General features: G+C 64.6%; 16 protein-coding genes. 7 read left to right on the top strand and 9 right to left on the bottom strand.

From position 1 onward, the window contains the following. Positions 1 to 106: 106 nt before the first annotated feature. Positions 107 to 1,291 carry an acyl-CoA dehydrogenase gene (locus tag AC1DT7_RS16950; RefSeq protein WP_478037206.1) on the bottom strand — a complete coding sequence of 395 codons (1,185 nt, stop codon included), beginning with the start codon at positions 1,289 to 1,291 and terminating at the stop codon, positions 107 to 109. Between the two features lie 64 nt (positions 1,292 to 1,355). Continuing rightward, positions 1,356 to 2,600 carry a TetR/AcrR family transcriptional regulator gene (locus AC1DT7_RS16945; RefSeq protein ID WP_478037205.1) on the bottom strand — a complete coding sequence of 415 codons (1,245 nt, stop codon included), beginning with the start codon at positions 2,598 to 2,600 and terminating at the stop codon, positions 1,356 to 1,358. 142 nt (positions 2,601 to 2,742) lie between these two features. Here AC1DT7_RS16945 and AC1DT7_RS16940 point away from each other — a divergent pair, with 142 nt between their 5' ends. From AC1DT7_RS16940 to AC1DT7_RS16920, 5 genes are all read left to right on the top strand, one after another. Continuing rightward, positions 2,743 to 4,020 (top strand): acyl-CoA dehydrogenase family protein, encoded by a 1,278-nt coding sequence (locus AC1DT7_RS16940; protein ID WP_478037204.1) that lies wholly within the window; start codon positions 2,743 to 2,745, stop codon positions 4,018 to 4,020. Positions 4,021 to 4,115: 95 nt separating this feature from the next. Beyond that, the gene (locus AC1DT7_RS16935; protein WP_478037203.1) at positions 4,116 to 5,201 is read left to right on the top strand and encodes a Zn-dependent alcohol dehydrogenase; all 1,086 of its coding nucleotides are present in this window, start codon (positions 4,116 to 4,118) and stop codon (positions 5,199 to 5,201) included. Next, complete coding sequence (locus AC1DT7_RS16930; protein ID WP_478037202.1) at positions 5,201 to 6,268, top strand: phosphotransferase family protein; 1,068 nt, start codon at positions 5,201 to 5,203, stop codon at positions 6,266 to 6,268. Before AC1DT7_RS16935 ends, AC1DT7_RS16930 begins: the two co-directional genes overlap by 1 nt. Before the next feature lie 96 nt (positions 6,269 to 6,364). Further along, on the top strand, positions 6,365 to 7,129 hold the full coding sequence (locus AC1DT7_RS16925) for an SDR family oxidoreductase (protein WP_478037201.1): 765 nt from the start codon (positions 6,365 to 6,367) through the stop codon (positions 7,127 to 7,129). A 265-nt stretch (positions 7,130 to 7,394) separates the two neighbouring features. Then, entirely contained in the window at positions 7,395 to 8,195 is an 801-nt protein-coding gene (locus AC1DT7_RS16920) for an SDR family NAD(P)-dependent oxidoreductase (RefSeq protein WP_478037200.1), read from the top strand. A gap of 6 nt (positions 8,196 to 8,201) precedes the next feature. Here AC1DT7_RS16920 and AC1DT7_RS16915 read toward each other — a convergent pair whose 3' ends face one another. Continuing rightward, positions 8,202 to 8,615 (bottom strand): helix-turn-helix domain-containing protein, encoded by a 414-nt coding sequence (locus tag AC1DT7_RS16915; RefSeq protein ID WP_478037199.1) that lies wholly within the window; start codon positions 8,613 to 8,615, stop codon positions 8,202 to 8,204. Between the two features lie 66 nt (positions 8,616 to 8,681). On the opposite strand from AC1DT7_RS16915, the gene AC1DT7_RS16910 reads away from it, so the two are divergent. Then, positions 8,682 to 8,948, top strand: a complete 267-nt coding sequence (locus AC1DT7_RS16910; RefSeq protein WP_478037198.1) for a helix-turn-helix domain-containing protein — start codon at positions 8,682 to 8,684, stop codon at positions 8,946 to 8,948. A 243-nt stretch (positions 8,949 to 9,191) separates the two neighbouring features. Next, positions 9,192 to 9,497 carry a hypothetical protein gene (locus AC1DT7_RS16905; RefSeq protein ID WP_478037197.1) on the top strand — a complete coding sequence of 102 codons (306 nt, stop codon included), beginning with the start codon at positions 9,192 to 9,194 and terminating at the stop codon, positions 9,495 to 9,497. 289 nt (positions 9,498 to 9,786) lie between these two features. Here the strand turns inward: AC1DT7_RS16905 and AC1DT7_RS16900 are convergent, their stop codons facing one another. The 6 genes from AC1DT7_RS16900 to AC1DT7_RS16875 all read right to left on the bottom strand — a co-directional run bounded on the left by AC1DT7_RS16900 (position 9,787) and on the right by AC1DT7_RS16875 (position 17,011). Continuing rightward, positions 9,787 to 10,677, bottom strand: a complete 891-nt coding sequence (locus tag AC1DT7_RS16900) for an acyl-CoA thioesterase (RefSeq protein ID WP_478037196.1) — start codon at positions 10,675 to 10,677, stop codon at positions 9,787 to 9,789. A gap of 140 nt (positions 10,678 to 10,817) precedes the next feature. Continuing rightward, complete coding sequence (locus AC1DT7_RS16895) at positions 10,818 to 11,945, bottom strand: acyl-CoA dehydrogenase family protein (RefSeq protein WP_478037195.1); 1,128 nt, start codon at positions 11,943 to 11,945, stop codon at positions 10,818 to 10,820. Between the two features lie 105 nt (positions 11,946 to 12,050). Continuing rightward, on the bottom strand, positions 12,051 to 13,232 hold the full coding sequence (locus AC1DT7_RS16890) for an acyl-CoA dehydrogenase family protein (RefSeq protein WP_478037194.1): 1,182 nt from the start codon (positions 13,230 to 13,232) through the stop codon (positions 12,051 to 12,053). A 4-nt stretch (positions 13,233 to 13,236) separates the two neighbouring features. Beyond that, the gene (locus AC1DT7_RS16885) at positions 13,237 to 13,674 is read right to left on the bottom strand and encodes a VOC family protein (RefSeq protein ID WP_478037193.1); all 438 of its coding nucleotides are present in this window, start codon (positions 13,672 to 13,674) and stop codon (positions 13,237 to 13,239) included. Continuing rightward, positions 13,671 to 14,984: an amidase family protein gene (locus AC1DT7_RS16880; protein ID WP_478037192.1), complete on the bottom strand. Its 1,314-nt coding sequence runs from the start codon at positions 14,982 to 14,984 to the stop codon at positions 13,671 to 13,673. Before AC1DT7_RS16880 ends, AC1DT7_RS16885 begins: the two co-directional genes overlap by 4 nt. Continuing rightward, positions 14,981 to 17,011 carry a 3-hydroxyacyl-CoA dehydrogenase NAD-binding domain-containing protein gene (locus tag AC1DT7_RS16875; RefSeq protein ID WP_478037191.1) on the bottom strand — a complete coding sequence of 677 codons (2,031 nt, stop codon included), beginning with the start codon at positions 17,009 to 17,011 and terminating at the stop codon, positions 14,981 to 14,983. The genes AC1DT7_RS16880 and AC1DT7_RS16875 overlap by 4 nt, the downstream gene beginning before the upstream one ends. Between the last annotated feature and the right edge of the window lie 16 nt (positions 17,012 to 17,027).

Below are 17,027 nucleotides of genomic sequence, written 5' to 3'. Positions count from 1 at the left end.
GGGGCCCAGTTGGGAAGGTAGAGGGAACGGAGCGCAGTGCCCGTCAACTCAGGACGTCCCAACTGGGCCCCGGCCTTCGCCGGGGAGCAGGAAGAGGCGACCGCATTCAAAACGCAGCAATCCCCGTGATCGCCCGGCCGAGGATCAGCGCGTGAACATCATGCGCGCCCTCATAGGTGTTGACCGTCTCCAGGTTCATCAGGTGCCGCATGACCTGATATTCGCCGGAGATGCCGTTACCGCCATGCATGTCGCGGCTCATCCGTGCGATATCGAGCGCCTTGCCGACATTGTTGCGCTTCACGATGGAGATCATCTCCGGCGCGAACTTGCCGGCATCCATCAGCCGTCCGACGCGGAGCGACGCCTGAAGCCCAAGCGCGATCTCGGTCTCCATATCCGCAAGCTTCTTCTGGTAGAGTTGGTTCGCCGCGAGCGGCTTGCCGAACTGCGCCCGGTCGAGCCCATATTGCCGCGCCGCGTGGAAGCAGAACTCGGCCGCGCCCATCGATCCCCAACTGATCCCGTAGCGCGCGCGGTTGAGGCAACCGAACGGGCCCTTCAGCCCCTGCACGTCAGGCAGCAACGCATCCTCGCCGACCTCTACCTCGTCCATCATCACCATGCCGGTAATCGAGGCACGCAGGGAAAGCTTGCCCTCGATCTTCGGCGTGCTGAGGCCCTTCATGCTCTTTTCGAGCACGAAACCCCGAATGCCGCCGCCATGCTCGTCGGACTTGGCCCAGATCACGAAGACATCGGCGATCGGCGCGTTGGAGATCCAGGTCTTTGAACCCGAGATGCGATAGCCGTTCGCGGTCTTCACCGCGCGCGTCTTCATCCCGCCCGGGTCGGAGCCTGCATCCGGCTCGGTCAGCCCGAAACAGCCGATCCATTCGCCGCTCGCCAGCCTGGGCAGATATTTCCGCTTCTGCTCCTCTGACCCGTACGCATAGATCGGGTACATCACCAGGCTCGACTGGACGCTCATCATCGAGCGGTAGCCCGAATCGACTCGCTCCACCTCGCGCGCGACCAGGCCGTACGCGACATAGGATGCGCCGACGCCGCCATATTCCTCAGGTACGGTCGGGCCGAGCAGGCCGAGCGCGCCCATCTCGCGGAAGATCTCCACGTCCGTAGTCTCGTTGGCGAAGGCGTCGATGATCCGCGGCGCGAGCTTGTCCTCGGCATAAGCGCGTGCGGAGTCGCGGATCATCCGCTCGTCATCTTCGAGCTGATCGTCGAGAAAGAAGGGGTCTGCCCAGTCGAATGCGCCCATGGCTGCCATGTGTTGATCTCCTTGCGGCCCCGCTGCCAGCAGGGCGAGGTTGTTGTCCAGCCTCAGCGGTGTTTCAGAGGTCGAGTACCCGGTCGTCGAACAGGCCGAAAGCGAGCGTCGAGGCGTAGAAGGCGATGGCCTTCTCCCGCGGCATGGTGCTTGCCCATTTACGCATGTCGAAGGCTGCGTTCTGCAACGCCATCAGGGCCTGCGATGCGACCAGGGCGTCGACCGGCCTGATCGACCCTTCGGCGATCCCGTCCATCATCGTGCCGGCATAGCGCCGCGCGATCCGGTTCGACCGCTCGACCATCGCCCGCCGCACGGTGCGGGGCAGGCCCGACAGTGCGGTGGTGCGCAGGAGCGGCCCGCGCTCGGAGAATTGCACGTCGAGCAGCGTGGCGATCGTGCTGGTCAGTCGGTGCCAATGGCTGCCACCGCGATCGTCGGCGAGTTGCTGCGTATCGGCGATCGTGTCGAAGCTGCGCTTGTAGCAGGCGATGACCAGATCGTCCTTTGCATCGAGATGATGGTAGAAGCTGCCCTTGGTCACGTTCAGCTCGGACGCGATCTTCTGCACCGATGCGCCGCGATAGCCGAGCTCGTTGATCAGCCGCGTCGCCGCGAGCAGGAACGCTTCGCGTCCCGGCTCGGGCTCGTCATGGGCGAGGTCGATCAGCCCGGGTGCCCAGTTCTGCTTCGGCCCGGCGATGCCGTGCTCGAACACGTCCATCAGCCGCTCCTCGATCCGATCGAACTGATCGAGTTCGTAGCGGACCAGCCACATCGGGAGCCAGAAGGTATTCTCCAGCAGCACATGGGCGCGGGCGCCATGCAGGTCGGTCTCGGCACGGTTTGCGGTCGGGCCCCATAAGGCGCGCGTCTTGCGGAACACCTCGCGCCAGCCGGCGAGCAGCTTGCTGCGCACCGGATCCTCCATCGCCCGCAGGTCGGACAGCACGGCGAATGCCTGTTCCTCGCCGCGCTGGATGCGGGCGAAACGCTCCATGTTGAGCGCCAGATAATGTGCGACTCGCGTCTGCGGCGTCGGTCTGGTGGCCGATTCGTCGAGCATCGCCTGAAGCCGTTCGAGCGTATGCTCGAAACAGGCGGCCGCCAGATCTTCCTTGCGCTTGAAATAATAGGTGACGCTGGTGGTGTTCAGCCCCACACGGCGCGCCACGTCCGCAAAGGTCATGCCCTTTGCGCTCTGTTCGTTGATCGCTTCGGCGGCGGCGGCGAGAATCGCATCCCGCTTGGCGCGGAACCGCTTCGTGCCTGCCTCCTCCTCCCCCTGGACGTCTTCGGCAGCTTGCATAAGCCAAACTGTAACATCTTCTTTTCGAAGAGACAGTGTTTTTTCTGCACGTCTCTCCCTCTGCGATTTCGACCGCAAAGACGCTTTACCGAAAACGCGGTACGGTCTAACGCCATGCTCGAAGAGCGATGGAGGATGCATCATGGATTTCACGCTGAGCGAGCGGGAGACCTATTTTCGGGACCGCGTAAAAACCTTCATCGACCAGAATATCCGGCCCCGGCAGGACGAGTATCACCGCCAGGAGCATGAAGGCGAGCGCTGGAAGGTCATTCCCGTCATCGAGGACATGAAGGCCAAGGCCAAGGAGGCGGGGCTATGGAATTTCTTCATGCCGCCGCACTCCGGCCAGAGCCATGTCGACGACAGTTTCGAATTCGAAGGCACGCAGCTCACCAACCTCGAATATGCGCTCTGCGCCGAGGAGATGGGCAAGATCGGCTGGGCGCCGGAATGCTTCAACTGCTCGGCGCCCGACACCGGCAACATGGAGGTATTCCATCGTTACGGCACGCGTGAGCAGAAGGAGCAATGGCTCAAGCCATTGATGAACGGTGAGATTCGTTCCGCCTTCCTGATGACCGAGCCGGCGGTCGCCTCGTCCGACGCGACCAACATCCAGACCTCGATGGTCCGCGATGGCGACCATTATGTGATCAACGGCACGAAATGGTGGTCGTCCGGCGTCGGCGATCCGCGCTGCAAGGTCGCGATCGTCATGGGCAAGACCAATCCGGAGAGCTCGCGCCACAGCCAGCAAAGCCAGATACTGGTGCCGCTCGATGCACCGGGCGTAACGATCAAGCGCATGCTTTCGGTTTATGGGTATGATCACGCGCCGCACGGGCATGGCGAAGTGGAACTCAAGGATGTGCGCGTACCGGTCGAGAATCTGCTGCTTGGCGAAGGGCGCGGATTCGAGATCGCGCAGGGCCGCCTCGGGCCGGGCCGCATCCATCATTGCATGCGCACGATCGGCGTTGCCGAGGTTGCGATCGAGGCGATGGCGAAGCGGCTGCTCACCCGCGTCGCGTTCGGCAAGCGCATCGCCGACCATTCGATCTGGGAGCAGCGCATCGCCAAGGCGCGCATCGACATCGAGATGACTCGCCTGCTCTGCCTCAAGGCCGCGGACATGATGGACAAGGCGGGCAACAAATCGGCGCAGCTCGAGATCGCGATGATCAAGGTCGCGGCGCCGACCATGGCGCTTCAGATCCTCGACGATGCGATCCAGGCGCATGGCGGCGGCGGGGTCAGCCAGGATTTCGGGCTCGCCCATGCCTGGGCCGCGATGCGCACCCTGCGCTTCGCCGACGGCCCGGACGAAGTCCACAACCGGGCGATTGCCCGTAACGAGTTCGGCAAATATGCCGACCTGCCCGACGCGGTCGCGGCGAAGGAAGCGATACGGCGGTAGTCGTCGCCCCGGCGCAGGCCGGGGCCGCTTCGTTACGAAGCTCGCCCGAAGCAACATAGCGGCCCCGGCCTGCGCCGGGGTGACGAAGGAAGACGATGAAAGCTGCCGTCCTTTTCGAGCCGAAGACCGAACTGCAGATCGAGGATATCCAGGTCTCCAATCCGGGTCCGCGCGAGGTGCTGATCCGTACCGCCGCGGTGGGGGTGTGCCGCTCGGACCTGCATTTCGTCGATGGCGCCTTCCCGCATCCGATGCCGACCGTGCCGGGGCATGAGGCTGCCGGCGTGATCGAGGCGGTCGGCAGCGATGTCGCGCATCTGAAGGTCGGCGATCACGTCATCACCTTCTTCACGGTGTTCTGTGGAAGCTGCGAGATGTGCGTCACGGGGCGCCCGTCGCTCTGCGTCGATCCCTCGACTCGTCGCGCCAAGGATGCGCCGCCGCGCCTCAGCCTGAAGGACGGCACGCCGCTCGCGCCGTTCCTCAACCTCTCGGCTTTTGCCGAGATGATGCTGGTGCATGAGAATGCCTGTGTCGCGATCTCCAAGGACATGCCGCTCGATCGCGCCGCCCTGCTCGGCTGCGCGGTGATCACGGGAGCGGGATCGATCTTCAACGACAGCCAGCTTCGCCCGGGCGAGACGGTCGCGGTGATCGGCTGCGGCGGTATCGGCCTTGCCGCGGTCAACGCCGCCAAGATTGCCGGGGCCGGCCAGATCATCGCGATCGATCCGGTACCGGACAAGCGAGCGCTCGCCGAGAAGCTGGGGGCGACTCACAGCCTCGATGCAATGGACCCCGACCTCGCCAAGAAGGTGATCGGCATGACCGGTGGCGGGGTGCATTATGCGATCGAGGCGGTCGGACGCTCCAACACCGCGGAGCTCGCCTGGGCTATCCTGCGGCGCGGCGGCACGGCGACGATCCTTGGCATGATCGCGCCCGGCAACAATGTCAGCATTCCGGGCCCGACCTTCCTGACCGGCAAGAAGCTCCAGGGGTCGCTGCTCGGCTCGACCCGTTTCCCGATCGACATGCCCCGGCTGGTCCAGCTGTACCTCGACGGCAAGCTCGATCTCGACACGATGGTGGCCGAGCGGATCAGGCTGGAGGACATCAACCATGCCTTCGCCAACCTGCGCACCGGCGACACGGTGCGATCGGTGATCGAGTTCACCTGATGACCGAGGACGCGAACGTCACCATGGTCGGGACGATCCCGGTTCCGGCGGACGACACGATCGATCCGCGTGCGGTCGAACGCTGGATGGCCGGGCATACGCCGGGTTTTGCCGGGCCGGTCACCTTGTCGAAGTTCAAGGGCGGCCAGTCCAATCCGACCTACCGAGTCGATACGCCCGAAAAATCCTATGTCCTGCGTCGTCAGCCCTTCGGGAAATTACTTCCCTCCGCCCATGCGGTCGACCGCGAATATCGGCTGATTGCCGGGCTTCATCCGACCGGCTTCCCGGTACCCGCGCCCTTCGGCCTGTGTCAGGAGCCCGCAATCATCGGCTCGATGTTCTACATCATGGAGCTGGTCGAAGGCAGGAACCTGTGGGACGGTTCGTTGCCCGGCATGGCGCTGGAGGGCCGGCGCGACATCTACAACGCGATGGTCGACACGCTCGCGGCGCTCCACAATACCGATTATGTCGCGGCCGGCCTTGGCGATTACGGCAAGCCCGGTAATTATTTCGAGCGCCAGGTCGCTCGCTGGACCAAGCAGTATCGCGCGTCCGAGACCGAGCATATGCCTGATGTCGAGGCGCTGATCGACTGGCTGCCGCGCACGCTCCCCGAGCAGACGCGGACCTCGATCGTGCATGGCGACTACCGCATCGACAACATGATCTTCGCGGGCGACGAGGCTCGGGTGATCGCGGTGCTGGACTGGGAGCTGTCGACGCTCGGCGATCCGCTGGCGGACTTCTCCTATTTCCTCATGAACTGGGTCACGCAGCCGGAGGGCCGTTCCGGCGTGATGGGGCTGGACGGGCCGGAGACGGGCATCCCGACGATCGAGGATATGGTCGCCCGCTATTGCAAGGCGACGAAGCGCGACGGCGTGCCGCAGCTCGACTGGTATTTCGCCTATAACCTCTTCCGCCTGACCGGCATCGTCCAGGGCATCAAGAAACGCATCGTCGACGGTACCGCGTCGAGCGCCCAGGCAGCCAAGACAGCCGAGCGCGTGCCCGGCCTTGCCTCGGCCGCCTGGGGCTTCGCGAAGCGGGCAGGGGCCTAAGTTCGTCGCCCCGGCGGAGGCCGGGGCCGCTTCGTAGCGAAGCGAGCGCCAGACACATAGCGGCCCCGGCCTCCGCCGGGGTGACGGAGGAAGAGGATGAGCCAGTTCGACCTGACCGGGAAGGTCGCCATTATCACCGGCTCCTCCAAGGGGATCGGAAAGGCGAGCGCGTTCGAGCTGGCCGAGCATGGCGCGAAGGTGGTCATTTCGAGCCGCAAGCAGGACGCCTGCGACACGGTCGCGGCCGAGATCAACGCGAAACATGGCGATGGCACCGCGATTGCCGTTGCCGCCAACATCTCCGACAAGGCCGGCTTGCAGAACCTGGTCGACGAAACCCGTAGCGCCTTCGGCCAGGTCGACATCCTCGTCTGCAACGCTGCGTCGAACCCCTATTACGGCCCGCAGGAAGGGATCGCCGACGATCAGTTCCGCAAGATCCTCGACAACAACATCATCTCCAACCACTGGCTGATCATGATGGTCGCGCCAGAGATGCGGGCGCGGAAATCGGGGTCGATCATCATTGTCTCCTCGATCGGCGGCCTGCGCGGATCGCCCGTTATCGGCGCCTATTGCATCTCCAAGGCGGCTGACATGCAACTCGCCCGCAACCTTGCGGTCGAATTCGGGCCCGACAATGTCCGCGTGAACTGCATCGCACCGGGCCTGATCAAGACCGACTTTGCCCGCGCGTTGTGGGAGGACGAGAAGCTGGCGGAACGCCGCAATGCGACCACCCCGCTGCGCCGCATCGGTAACCCGGAAGAGATCGCCGGCGGCGTGGTATTCCTTGCCTCCTCGGCTAGCAGCTTCATGACGGGCCAGACGATCGTGATCGATGGTGGCGTGACGATCTGACGCGATACTTTGCCCTGGATCGTTGGGGTGCAAATGCCGCCTACGCAATTTTGCTTCCCCGGCGAAGGCCGGGGTCCAGTCGGGAAGGTTGATGTAACGACGCTCAGCGCCAGTCAGAATCGTCCCCCAACTGGGCCCCGGCCTTCGCCGGGGAACGGTGGGGCGGTCCTTTCTCGGAGCTGCGGCGCGAGGCTTTGATAGTCAAATGCCCGGGCCAGCCGCCCGCTGGATGGCGGAACGAGTCCGGCATGATGGAGGAAGACAGATGGCAAGGTTCACGGGAAAATCGATCATCGTCACCGGCGCCGGCTCGGGCATCGGGCGCGCTGCCGCATTGCTCTTCGCCAGCGAGGGCGGGCGCGTGCTCGCCGCCGACATCACCGACTCGGTCGAGGAGACTGCCGACCTGATCGACAAGGCCGGCGGCACCGGCCACGCCATCCGGATCGATGCTGGCAATGAGGAAGATGTGATCCGCGCGGTAGCGGTCGCCTGCGAATATTATGATGGGCTCGATATCATGTTCGCCAACGCCGGCATTTCGGGCGGAATGGCCAATATCTTCGACACCGACGTTGCGCTGATCACCGAGGTGCTGCGAGTCAATCTGATCGGGCCCTTTCTGGCGATCAAGCATGCAGCCCCGAAGATCGCCGAGCGCGGTGGCGGTGCCATCGTGCTGACCGCCAGTGTTGCCGGCATCCGTTCGGGCGCGGGCAGCCCGGCCTATTCGGCGTCCAAGGCCGGTGTGATCAATCTGGCCATGGTTTCCGCACAGCAGCTTTCCGGCTCGAACGTTCGGGTCAACGCGATCTGCCCCGGCCTGACCGAGACCGGCATGACCAAACCCACTTTCGATTATGCGCGCGAGGCCGGCAAGCTCGACCGGGTCGGCCGTCTCAACCCGCTGCGCCGCGGTGCGCAGCCCGAGGAACTGGCGAAGGTCGCCGCCTTCCTCGCGTCGGACGATGCCAGTTATGTCAACGGTCAGGCCATCGCGGTCGATGGCGGCCTGTCGTCGAGCCATCCGGTGATCCGTCAGGAATATGGCAAGACAGCAGTCTAACCGCTCTCAGTCCTCGCCTTCGCCTCTGAAATCCCGCCGCGGTGCGTGGAGCGTGCGTGCTGGCCGCTCCACTGGTGTTCGCTCCGGATCGAGCTTGCCGGTCAGGCTCGCCAGCATCGTCACGATCGCATCGCGCTCCCGCACGTCGAGCTTCGCGAACATATCGACCAGCTGGCGCTCTTCTTCTCCCTGGCTTCCATCCTCGCGGCGACCGGTCAGGACATAGCCGATATCCACACCGTGCCCGGCCAGCCGATAGAGATATTCTACCGTCGGGGCGGTCTTGCCTGTTTCATAGGCGACCTGACTATTCTTCTTCACGCCGCCCAAGCCGGCGAATTCCTGCTGGTTCGCACCAATAAGAATCCGCATCTCGCGCAGCCGGTCACCAAACCTGCGAAGTTGTTCGTCGCCGGTCATGATGCCTTGCACGGTATGAAATTACGGTATAAGTATGAAATATCGTTCAACAATTCACGGTGCGGCGTGACGTTGCTTGCGGGAATGCACAAGGAAGACGTCAAGGCCGTGCTCCGCAAGAAGTTCGGATCGGTCGCCGCGTTCGAACGAGCCCATGCGCTCGCGACCCAATCGGTCTCGGAAGTTCTACGCGGGCGGTCGAGCAAGCGCACGATCGACGCCATCGAGCGAGTGCTGCGGGAGCATGCGGAGGCGGCCGAATCCATAACTTCGGTTGATACCGGCGCATCGTCCGCATTTCATCGTCTAAATGCCGACGACGGCCAGCAGTGACGGCGTCGCGCGCAAATGTTCCCGGTGGACGATCGCGCGCCGGGGCGATATGCGCCGCCGCGCCCGATATGAAAAGGAATGGCTCCTGGCCGGAACTATCGGGCGGCCCCGTAAGTACATGCCCTGCATCGACGCCGCGACCGGTGCGCCGGTACGACTATGCAACGGCCTGATGCGGGGACTCGCCGACATCGATCCCGTTTCATCTCCCGTTCATCGCTCAAATGCAGAGATTTGCCAGCTATGATGACAGTGCACGCCAATGACCGAGACCATGGCCCGCTCAGCGACCCGGAACGGGCAGCACTTCGCGCTCTTCATCGCGGTTGGCGCTTCGGTGTCGATGCAGAGAGCGAGCAGAGCCTTGAGCGGCGGGGGCTGCTGACGGTCGGCAATTGGCAGGTCGGCGTCTTGGTGTTCCACGAAATGCCCTTCCTGACCGATCACGGCGCCAGAATCGCTGCCCGACTGGTGGAGGAGCAGGACGCGGTCGTCGGAAGGCGTCAGCTCCCGCCGGGCTTCTCGGTCATCCAGGGTGGTCTGGCCTGACCAAAGGCTTTCCGTATCTGCCAATGAGGCAGGTCAAACTGCACCATCGCACACTATCGGCTGCTTCCGACGACACGGGCTAAGCCTGCTGCAGCGTTTCTGCACCGTGCGGGACAGCATGAATGTAGAGGCGCTCGCCATCCTGCGTGGCGGCGCGTTTATGGACGTCATCTCCCCACGCCTGCTGGACGGCGACCATTACGGCATCGCTGCTGGGCTCTACGCTGACCCCCCTGGTTCGACAATTGGGCCGATGAAGCACACACGCGGATCGACCTACGCCCGTAAGCTACTCGCGCAGACGCATCAGCCCTTCCTGCGCAACGCTCGCCACCAGTCGCCCGTCGCGGCTGTAGATGCTACCGCGGTTGAAGCCGCGGGCGTGACCGGCCCAAGGGCTGTCGCAGGAATAGAGCAGCCAGTCGTCGGCGCGGAATTCCTCGTGCAGCCACAGCGCATGGTCGAGGCTGGCGGTCTGCACATTGTGCGTCAGCCAGTTGATCCCGTGCGCCAGCATCGAGGTGCCGAGCAGCGACATGTCCGAGGCGTAGGCAAGGATCGCACGGTGCATCGCGGCATCGTCACCGATCGGTGCGACCAGCCGGAACCAGCTATCCTGTTTCGGGTCCTGTTTGACCGGCCTGAACCAACTGCGCGGATGCACAGGCCGGATCTCGATCGGCCGCGAGCGCAACATGTGCCGCCTGAATTTCTCCGGGATCTCGTCGATCATTTCGCGGCGCAGCTCGACGTCGGATTTGAGCTCGTCCGGCCCCGGCACGTCCGGCATCGCGTCCTGATGGTGAAGCCCTTCCTCGGGCACCTGAAAGCTTGCTGCCATGTTGAGGATCGGCTGGCCCTGCTGCATCGCGATCACGCGCCGGGTCGCGAAGCTGCGCCCTTCGAAATCGCGCACCACGCGGAAGATGATCGGGAAATCCTCATTGCCCGGCCGCATGAAATAGGCGTGAAGCGAATGCGCCATCTTGGGCGCGTCGGTCGAGCGCTGCGCGGCCTGAAGCGCCTGCGCGATCACCTGCCCGCCGAACACGCGGCCGACGCCGCCCGGCTGGCGCTTGCCGCGATAGAGATCGGTGTCGATCTCTTCGACCTCGAGCAGGTCTACGAGACCCTGGGCGAGTGCTTCAGGTGGCGTGTCGGGCGGGGTATTGATGTCCATGGTCTCACCTAAACCGTTCGCCCTGAGCGTGTTGGAGTCTGTCCCGAGCGTCTGCCTTGGCAGGCAGTCGAAGGGGGCTGCCCTTGTCTTGGGCGGAAGAAAGAACAGTGCTTCGACACGCTCAGCACGAACGGAAAACTCTAATAACCCCCCGCGCGGGCGATCTTGTCGGCGTGGAAGTTCGCATCGCCGAACATCTCGGCCAGGACGCGCGCACGCTTCATGTAGAAGCCGATGTCATATTCGTCGGTCATGCCGATGCCTCCATGCATCTGCACGCCTTCCTGCACGCTGAGCGTGGTGGCAAGTGCGGTCATCGCCTTCGCGACTGACACGGCTGCATCGGCCTTCGCGTCGCCGGCATCGAGCAACTGCTGCGCCTTGAGCACGGCGGCGCGGGCCACCTCCATCTCCGAATAGAGATGCGCGGCGCGGTGCTGCAGCGCCTGGAAGCTGCCGATAGTCACGCCGAACTGCTTGCGCTCCTTGAGATAGGAGACAGTCATGTCCATCGCCCCGCCGCCAACGCCGAGCAGTTCGGCCGAGACGCCGGTACGCCCCGCCGCGAGCAACCTTGCGAGCGGATCGCCACCAGCATCGACCTCGCCGATCACCGCATCGGCGGTCAATTCTACCCCGTCGAATTCGAGCCGCGCCGCGATGCTGGAGTCGGCCAGCCGCTCAGCCTCGGCCGTCAGCCCGGCAGCGCCCTTCTCGACCGCGAACAGGGTGATGCCGTTGCTGTCGTCGGCCGATCCGGCGGTGCGCGCGGCGACGATGATCAGATCGGCGATATGGCCGTGCGTTACGAACTGCTTCTTTCCCGAAAGCCGGAAGCCATTGCCCGACCGCTCGGCCCTGAGCGCCACGCTGTCGCGGTGCTTGGCGCTTTCGTCGATCGCCAGCGCGGCCACGGTCTCCCCGGCAAGGATGCCCGGATACCAGCGCCCCGCCTGCGCGCTGCCCTTCAGCGCCTCGACCGCCGCGATGGCGGTGGAGAGGAAAGGCGAGGGGGACAGGTTGCGGCCGATCTCCTCCAGCACGATCCCGGCATCGACATGGCCGAGCCCGAAGCCACCATCTTCCTCGCCGATCAGGATGCCGGTGAAGCCCATCTCGGCGAAGCTCTTCCACAGATCGCGCGAGAAGCCCGCCGCGTCCTTCTCGTCGCGCAGCTTGCGCATGTGCGACACAGGGGCATGCTCGGCGACGAAATCGCGCGCCGTGTCGCGAAGCATCGTTTGTTCGTCGTTGAGGTAAAGAGGCATCTCGTTCTTCCCGTCGCCCCGGCGGAGGCCGGGGCCGTTGAATGGTGTTCGTGACGCGGGTTGCTCGAGAGCAACCCGGCGGCCCCGGCCTTCGCCGGGGCGACACTAATTGCTCGGCAGATCCAGGATCCGCTTGGCGATGATGTTGAGCTGAACCTCGCTGGTCCCGCCCTCGATCGAGTTCGCCTTGGTCCGCAGCCAGGCGCGCGCGCCCGCGCCGCCCGACGACCGTTCGCTCTCCCATTCGAGCGCGTCCGATCCGCCAGCCGCCATCATCAGCTCGTGGCGGCTCTTGTTCAGCTCGGTGCCGTAATATTTCATCATGCTCGGCTGTGCCGGATGCGCGCGGCCCGCTTTCAGTTCGTCGATGAACCGCTCGGACATCATGCCGAACGCTTTGGAGCGAACCTCGAACAGCGCGATGCTCGCCCGCAGCAGCGGATCGGCGAGCCGCCCGTCATGGTCGAGCCCGACCGTCGCGATTGCGCCGTCGATCAGCGGATTGCCGCCGGCCGAGCCAAGACCCATGCCCGAGATCATCTCGCGCTCATGCCCGAGCAGGTATTTCGCGACGTCCCAGCCCTTGTTCTCATCATGGACCCGCTGCGACTTGGGCACCTTCACATTGTCGAAGAAGGTCTCGCAGAAAGGCGAATAGCCGGAGATCAGCAGGATCGGCTTGGTCGATACGCCTTCGCTCGCCATGTCGAACAGGACGAAGCTGATCCCGCCCTGCTTGGTCGTCTTGTCGGTGCGGACTAGGCAAAAGATCCAGTCGGCCTTGTCGGCATAGCTGGTCCACACCTTCTGACCGTTGACGAGATAATAGTCGCCCTTGTCCTCCGCCGAAGTGGCGAGCGCCGCCAGATCGGACCCGGCATTCGGTTCGGAATAGCCCTGGCACCAGCGGATCTCGCCGCGCGCGATCTTGGGCAGGTAATCGAGCTTCTGTTCCTCGGTGCCGTATTTCAGCAGTGCCGGGCCAAGCATCGAAATGCCGAAGCTGTTGAGTGGATTGCGCGCCCGGATGCGCCCCATCTCCTCGCGCAGGATCTTGGTCTCGGCCGGGCTCAGCCCGCCGCCGCCATACGCCTTGGGCCAGTCGGGCACGGTCCAACCGCGCGCGCCCATCCGGTCCATCCAGGCTTTTTGCGCCGGGGTCAGCATACTCTGGTCGCGCCCGCCCCAGACGGCATCCTTCTCGGAACGCATCGGCTCGCGCATCTCGGGCGGGCAATTCTCTTCCAGCCAGGCACGCGTCTCGGCGCGGAATTGGTCGTCACTCATTACATCACTCCTTCGCGGCCGCCGGCCGCTTGAACTGGATCATCTCGATTTCATGGCCTTCGGGATCGCGCACAAAGGCGAGGCGCATGCCGGGAAGGTCGAGCGGCGCGCGCATGTCCGTTGCACCACTGGCAAGGGCATGGGCATACGCCGCATCGACATCGCTGGTCAGCAGACCGACCGGGCCATGGCCGCTGCCGATCTCGATCTCCCGGCCATCTGTCCAGTGATAGAGGACCAGCGTGAACTGCTCGCCTGGCAGCGATAGCATCGCCTCCTCTATCCCCGGGAGCCGGATTCGCTCGCCGCGCTGTTCGAAACCGAACGCGCGGGCGTAGAAGTCGGCCATCGCATCGATGTCGCGTACCACCAGCTTGAAGAAATTCAGGCGGAAGCCAAGCGCGGAAAGGTCGGGCGAAACGGCTTGTGGTGCGGTGCTCATCCGATAGCTCCATCGACAAGGCGGGCCACCGCAATGGCGGTATGGTCGCGGTTGAGCCCGGCGATCACCTGCATGCCGATCGGCAGCCCTTCCGCCGTCTTGCCGACGGGCACGGAAGTCGAGGGCAGGCCGGGATAGGTGGCGAGGCCGGGCCAGGCGAATTGCATCGCGAAAACGGTCTGCTCGCCATCGATCGTCAGCGTGCGATGGCGCAGGTCGGTATCGTCATGCGCGAAGGCGGCGCTGCCCAGCGCCGGCGCGAACACCACGTCGAAGTCCTCGAATAGCCGGGTCCAGGCGCGGGTATTGCGGGCCTGGACGTCCATCATGTCGAACCATTGAGGCAAGGTCGCCGCCTCGCCGCCCTCAGGGGCAACGCCGCGCGCCATCGCGATGGCGAGCATGCGCATATAATCGCCCTGCTGTTTTGCGAGGTCGGGGAGCAGATCGGTCGAGCGCGAGACGAGTGCGCCGGCTGCCTCGAGCTTCGATGCGGCATTTTCGATCGCTGCGACGATAGCAGGCTCGGCCCTGGCGAGCGGATGCTCGGTCAACAGCAGGATACGCAGGCCCCGCGGGCTTTCTATGGCCGATCTTGGTTGCGGCACGTCCGCAACGAGATCGAACGCCATCGCCAGATCGGCACCATCGCGCGCCATTGGCCCTATTACCGACAGAACGACACGCGCACCGTCAGTCCCGGGGAAGAAATGCCCCTCGGTCGGCAGCACGCCAAAGGTAGGTTTGTGGCCCCACACACCGCAGAAATGCGCCGGCACACGGATCGACCCGCCGATATCCGAGCCATATTCGAGCGGTACCATCCCGCTCGCCAGCGCGGCCGCCGATCCGCCCGACGAACCGCCTGGTACCCGGTCATGATCGTACGGATTGTTGGTCCGGCCATAGATCGGGTTGATCGATTGCAGGTCGGCCAGGCTGACCGGCACATTGGTCTTGCCCAGGAACACCGCCCCCGCCGCCTTCAGCCGCTGGACCGCAACCGCATCCTTCTGCGCGATATGCCCGCGATGCGCTTCGAAGCCCCAGGTCGTCGGCAGGCCGGCGATGTCGTAGCTTTCCTTGATCGTCATCGGCACGCCGAGCAGCGGCGCGGTGTCGCCGGCGGCGAGGCGGCGGTCCATCTCCGCCGCCTGTAGCCGCGCCCGATCGAAATCGCGCACGACAACCGCGTTGATCGGCCCGTCGCGCGCCTCGATACGGGCGATCGCCGCCTCGCATTCGAGGAGCGCGGTCGTCTCGCCGGAGCGGATCGCCGCGGCGGTTTCGAGGGCCGAGCGTTCGCTCAATTGAACCGCCCGCCGCTTTCGGCCTTCTCCTTCAGCAGCGGCGCGACCTTGAAGCCGTGCTTCTCCAGCCCGGCGACGATCTTCTTCAGTCCCTCGGTATCCGCCCAGAACATCGGGCCGCCGCGATAGACCGGCCAGCCATAGCCATAGATCCACACCACATCGATGTCGGACGCGCGCTGCGCCATCTTCTCCTCAAGGATCAGTGCGCCCTCGTTGACCATCGTGTAGAGCGTCTTCTCGATGATTTCCTCGTCGCTGATCTCGCGCTTGGCGAGGTTCGACTTGGACCGGAACTCCTCGATGATCTCAGCGACGCGAGGGGAGGGCGTCGGGTTCCGCTTCTCGTCATAATCATAGAAGCCCTTGCCGGTCTTCTGGCCCCAGCGACCCTCGGCGGCGAGCGCGTCGCGGATATTCTCGATCCGCGTCGGGTCGCGGTGCCAGCCGATATCGACCCCGGCGAGGTCGCTCATCTGGAACGGTCCCATCGGCATGCCGAACGCGACGTGCACGCGGTCGATCTGCTCGGGCGTCGCGCCTTCCATCAGCAGCTTGTTGGCCTCGACCTGGCGCGGCATCAGCATGCGGTTGCCGATGAAACCGTGGCAGACGCCGGCGACCACGGCGACCTTCTTGATCGTCTTGGACAGCGCCATCACCGTTGCGAGCACGTCCGGCGCCGTCTTCGCACCGCGCACCACTTCCAGCAGCTTCATCACGTTCGCGGGCGAGAAGAAATGCATGCCGAGCACATCTTCAGGCCGGCTCGTGCTGGCCGCGATCTCGTCGACATTGAGATAGGAAGTGTTGGAGGCGAGGATCGCGCCCGGCTTGGCGATCGTGTCGAGCCTGCCGAAGATCTCCTTCTTTACGTCCATATTCTCATAGACGGCCTCGATGATCAGGTCGCACTCGGCGAGCGCCTCGAAATCGAGCGTCGGCTTGAGCGCGCCCATCGCCGCCTCGACCTGTTCCGGCTTCATCCGGCCTTTGGCGGCACTCGCTTCGTAATTCTTGCGGATCACGCCGGTGCCGCGGTCGAGCGCTTCCTGCGCCATTTCGACGATCGTCACCGGAATGCCGGCGGACAGGAAGTTCATCGAGATGCCGCCGCCCATCGTGCCGGCGCCGATCACGCCGACCCGCTTGATCGGACGCAGCGCGATGTCGGCGGGCACGCCGTCGATCTTCGCCGCCTGGCGCTCCGCGAAGAAGATATGGCGCTGGGCGGCAGACTGTACGCCCATCATCAGCTTCATGAATTCCTGCCGCTCGAACGCGATGCCTTCTGCGAAGCTCGAACCGTCTGCCGCCTTCTCGACACAGGCAATATTGGCGGCCGGCGCGTCGAAGCCGCGGAAGCGCTTGGCATTCTCTTTCTTGAACGCCGCCACCGCATCCGGATCGGCCGTCGCGGTCTTTTCGCTCGCGCGGGGCAGGGGGCTCTTGTCTGCCACCTCGCGGGCAAAGGCGATCGCATCCGCTTCCAGGCTGTCCTCATCGGCGAGCTTGTCGATCAGCCCGGCGTCGAGCGCGCGCTTGGCCGAGATCGGATCGCCCTTGGCGGTCATCTCCAGCGCCAGCGGCACCCCGGCGACGCGCGGAATGCGCTGCGTGCCGCCCGCGCCCGGGAGCAGGCCGAGCTTCACCTCGGGCGTGCCGATCTTCGCGGAGGGCACGGCGATACGATAATGGCAGCCGAGCGTAACTTCGCAGCCGCCGCCAAGCGCCGTGCCGTGGATCGCTGCGATCACCGGCTTGTCCGATGCCTCGATCATGTCGACCAGCGTGGGTAGGCCCGGCTCCTGCATCGGCTTGCCGAATTCGGTGATGTCGGCGCCGGCGAAGAAGGTGCGGCCGTCGCAACGGATCACCATCGCCTTGATGCTGGCGTCGGCCAAACCTTCCTTCACGCCGGCCTCGAGACCCTGGCGGACGGCAGCGCCGAGGGCATTCACCGGCGGGTTGTCCGAGATGATGACCAGCACATCGTCATGGCGTTCGGTACGGATCGGGGAAGTCATGGGTTTCTCCTACAAT

This window comes from Sphingomonas sp. P3_C6 (assembly GCF_056402595.1).
Note: the sequence above shows the minus strand (reverse complement) of the source record. Positions and strands in the feature narration are given on the sequence as shown.

Bases quoted from the DNA above. Each gene is read 5' to 3' on its own strand.
- AC1DT7_RS16950 (WP_478037206.1), bottom strand. From the start codon at position 1,291: ATGGCAGCCATGGGCGCATTCGACTGGGCAGACCCCTTCTTTCTCGAC.
- AC1DT7_RS16945 (WP_478037205.1), bottom strand. From the start codon at position 2,600: ATGCAAGCTGCCGAAGACGTCCAGGGGGAGGAGGAGGCAGGCACGAAG.
- AC1DT7_RS16940 (WP_478037204.1), top strand. From the start codon at position 2,743: ATGGATTTCACGCTGAGCGAGCGGGAGACCTATTTTCGGGACCGCGTA.
- AC1DT7_RS16935 (WP_478037203.1), top strand. From the start codon at position 4,116: ATGAAAGCTGCCGTCCTTTTCGAGCCGAAGACCGAACTGCAGATCGAG.
- AC1DT7_RS16930 (WP_478037202.1), top strand. From the start codon at position 5,201: ATGACCGAGGACGCGAACGTCACCATGGTCGGGACGATCCCGGTTCCG.
- AC1DT7_RS16925 (WP_478037201.1), top strand. From the start codon at position 6,365: ATGAGCCAGTTCGACCTGACCGGGAAGGTCGCCATTATCACCGGCTCC.
- AC1DT7_RS16920 (WP_478037200.1), top strand. From the start codon at position 7,395: ATGGCAAGGTTCACGGGAAAATCGATCATCGTCACCGGCGCCGGCTCG.
- AC1DT7_RS16915 (WP_478037199.1), bottom strand. From the start codon at position 8,615: ATGACCGGCGACGAACAACTTCGCAGGTTTGGTGACCGGCTGCGCGAG.
- AC1DT7_RS16905 (WP_478037197.1), top strand. From the start codon at position 9,192: ATGATGACAGTGCACGCCAATGACCGAGACCATGGCCCGCTCAGCGAC.
- AC1DT7_RS16900 (WP_478037196.1), bottom strand. From the start codon at position 10,677: ATGGACATCAATACCCCGCCCGACACGCCACCTGAAGCACTCGCCCAG.
- AC1DT7_RS16895 (WP_478037195.1), bottom strand. From the start codon at position 11,945: ATGCCTCTTTACCTCAACGACGAACAAACGATGCTTCGCGACACGGCG.
- AC1DT7_RS16890 (WP_478037194.1), bottom strand. From the start codon at position 13,232: ATGAGTGACGACCAATTCCGCGCCGAGACGCGTGCCTGGCTGGAAGAG.
- AC1DT7_RS16885 (WP_478037193.1), bottom strand. From the start codon at position 13,674: ATGAGCACCGCACCACAAGCCGTTTCGCCCGACCTTTCCGCGCTTGGC.
- AC1DT7_RS16875 (WP_478037191.1), bottom strand. From the start codon at position 17,011: ATGACTTCCCCGATCCGTACCGAACGCCATGACGATGTGCTGGTCATC.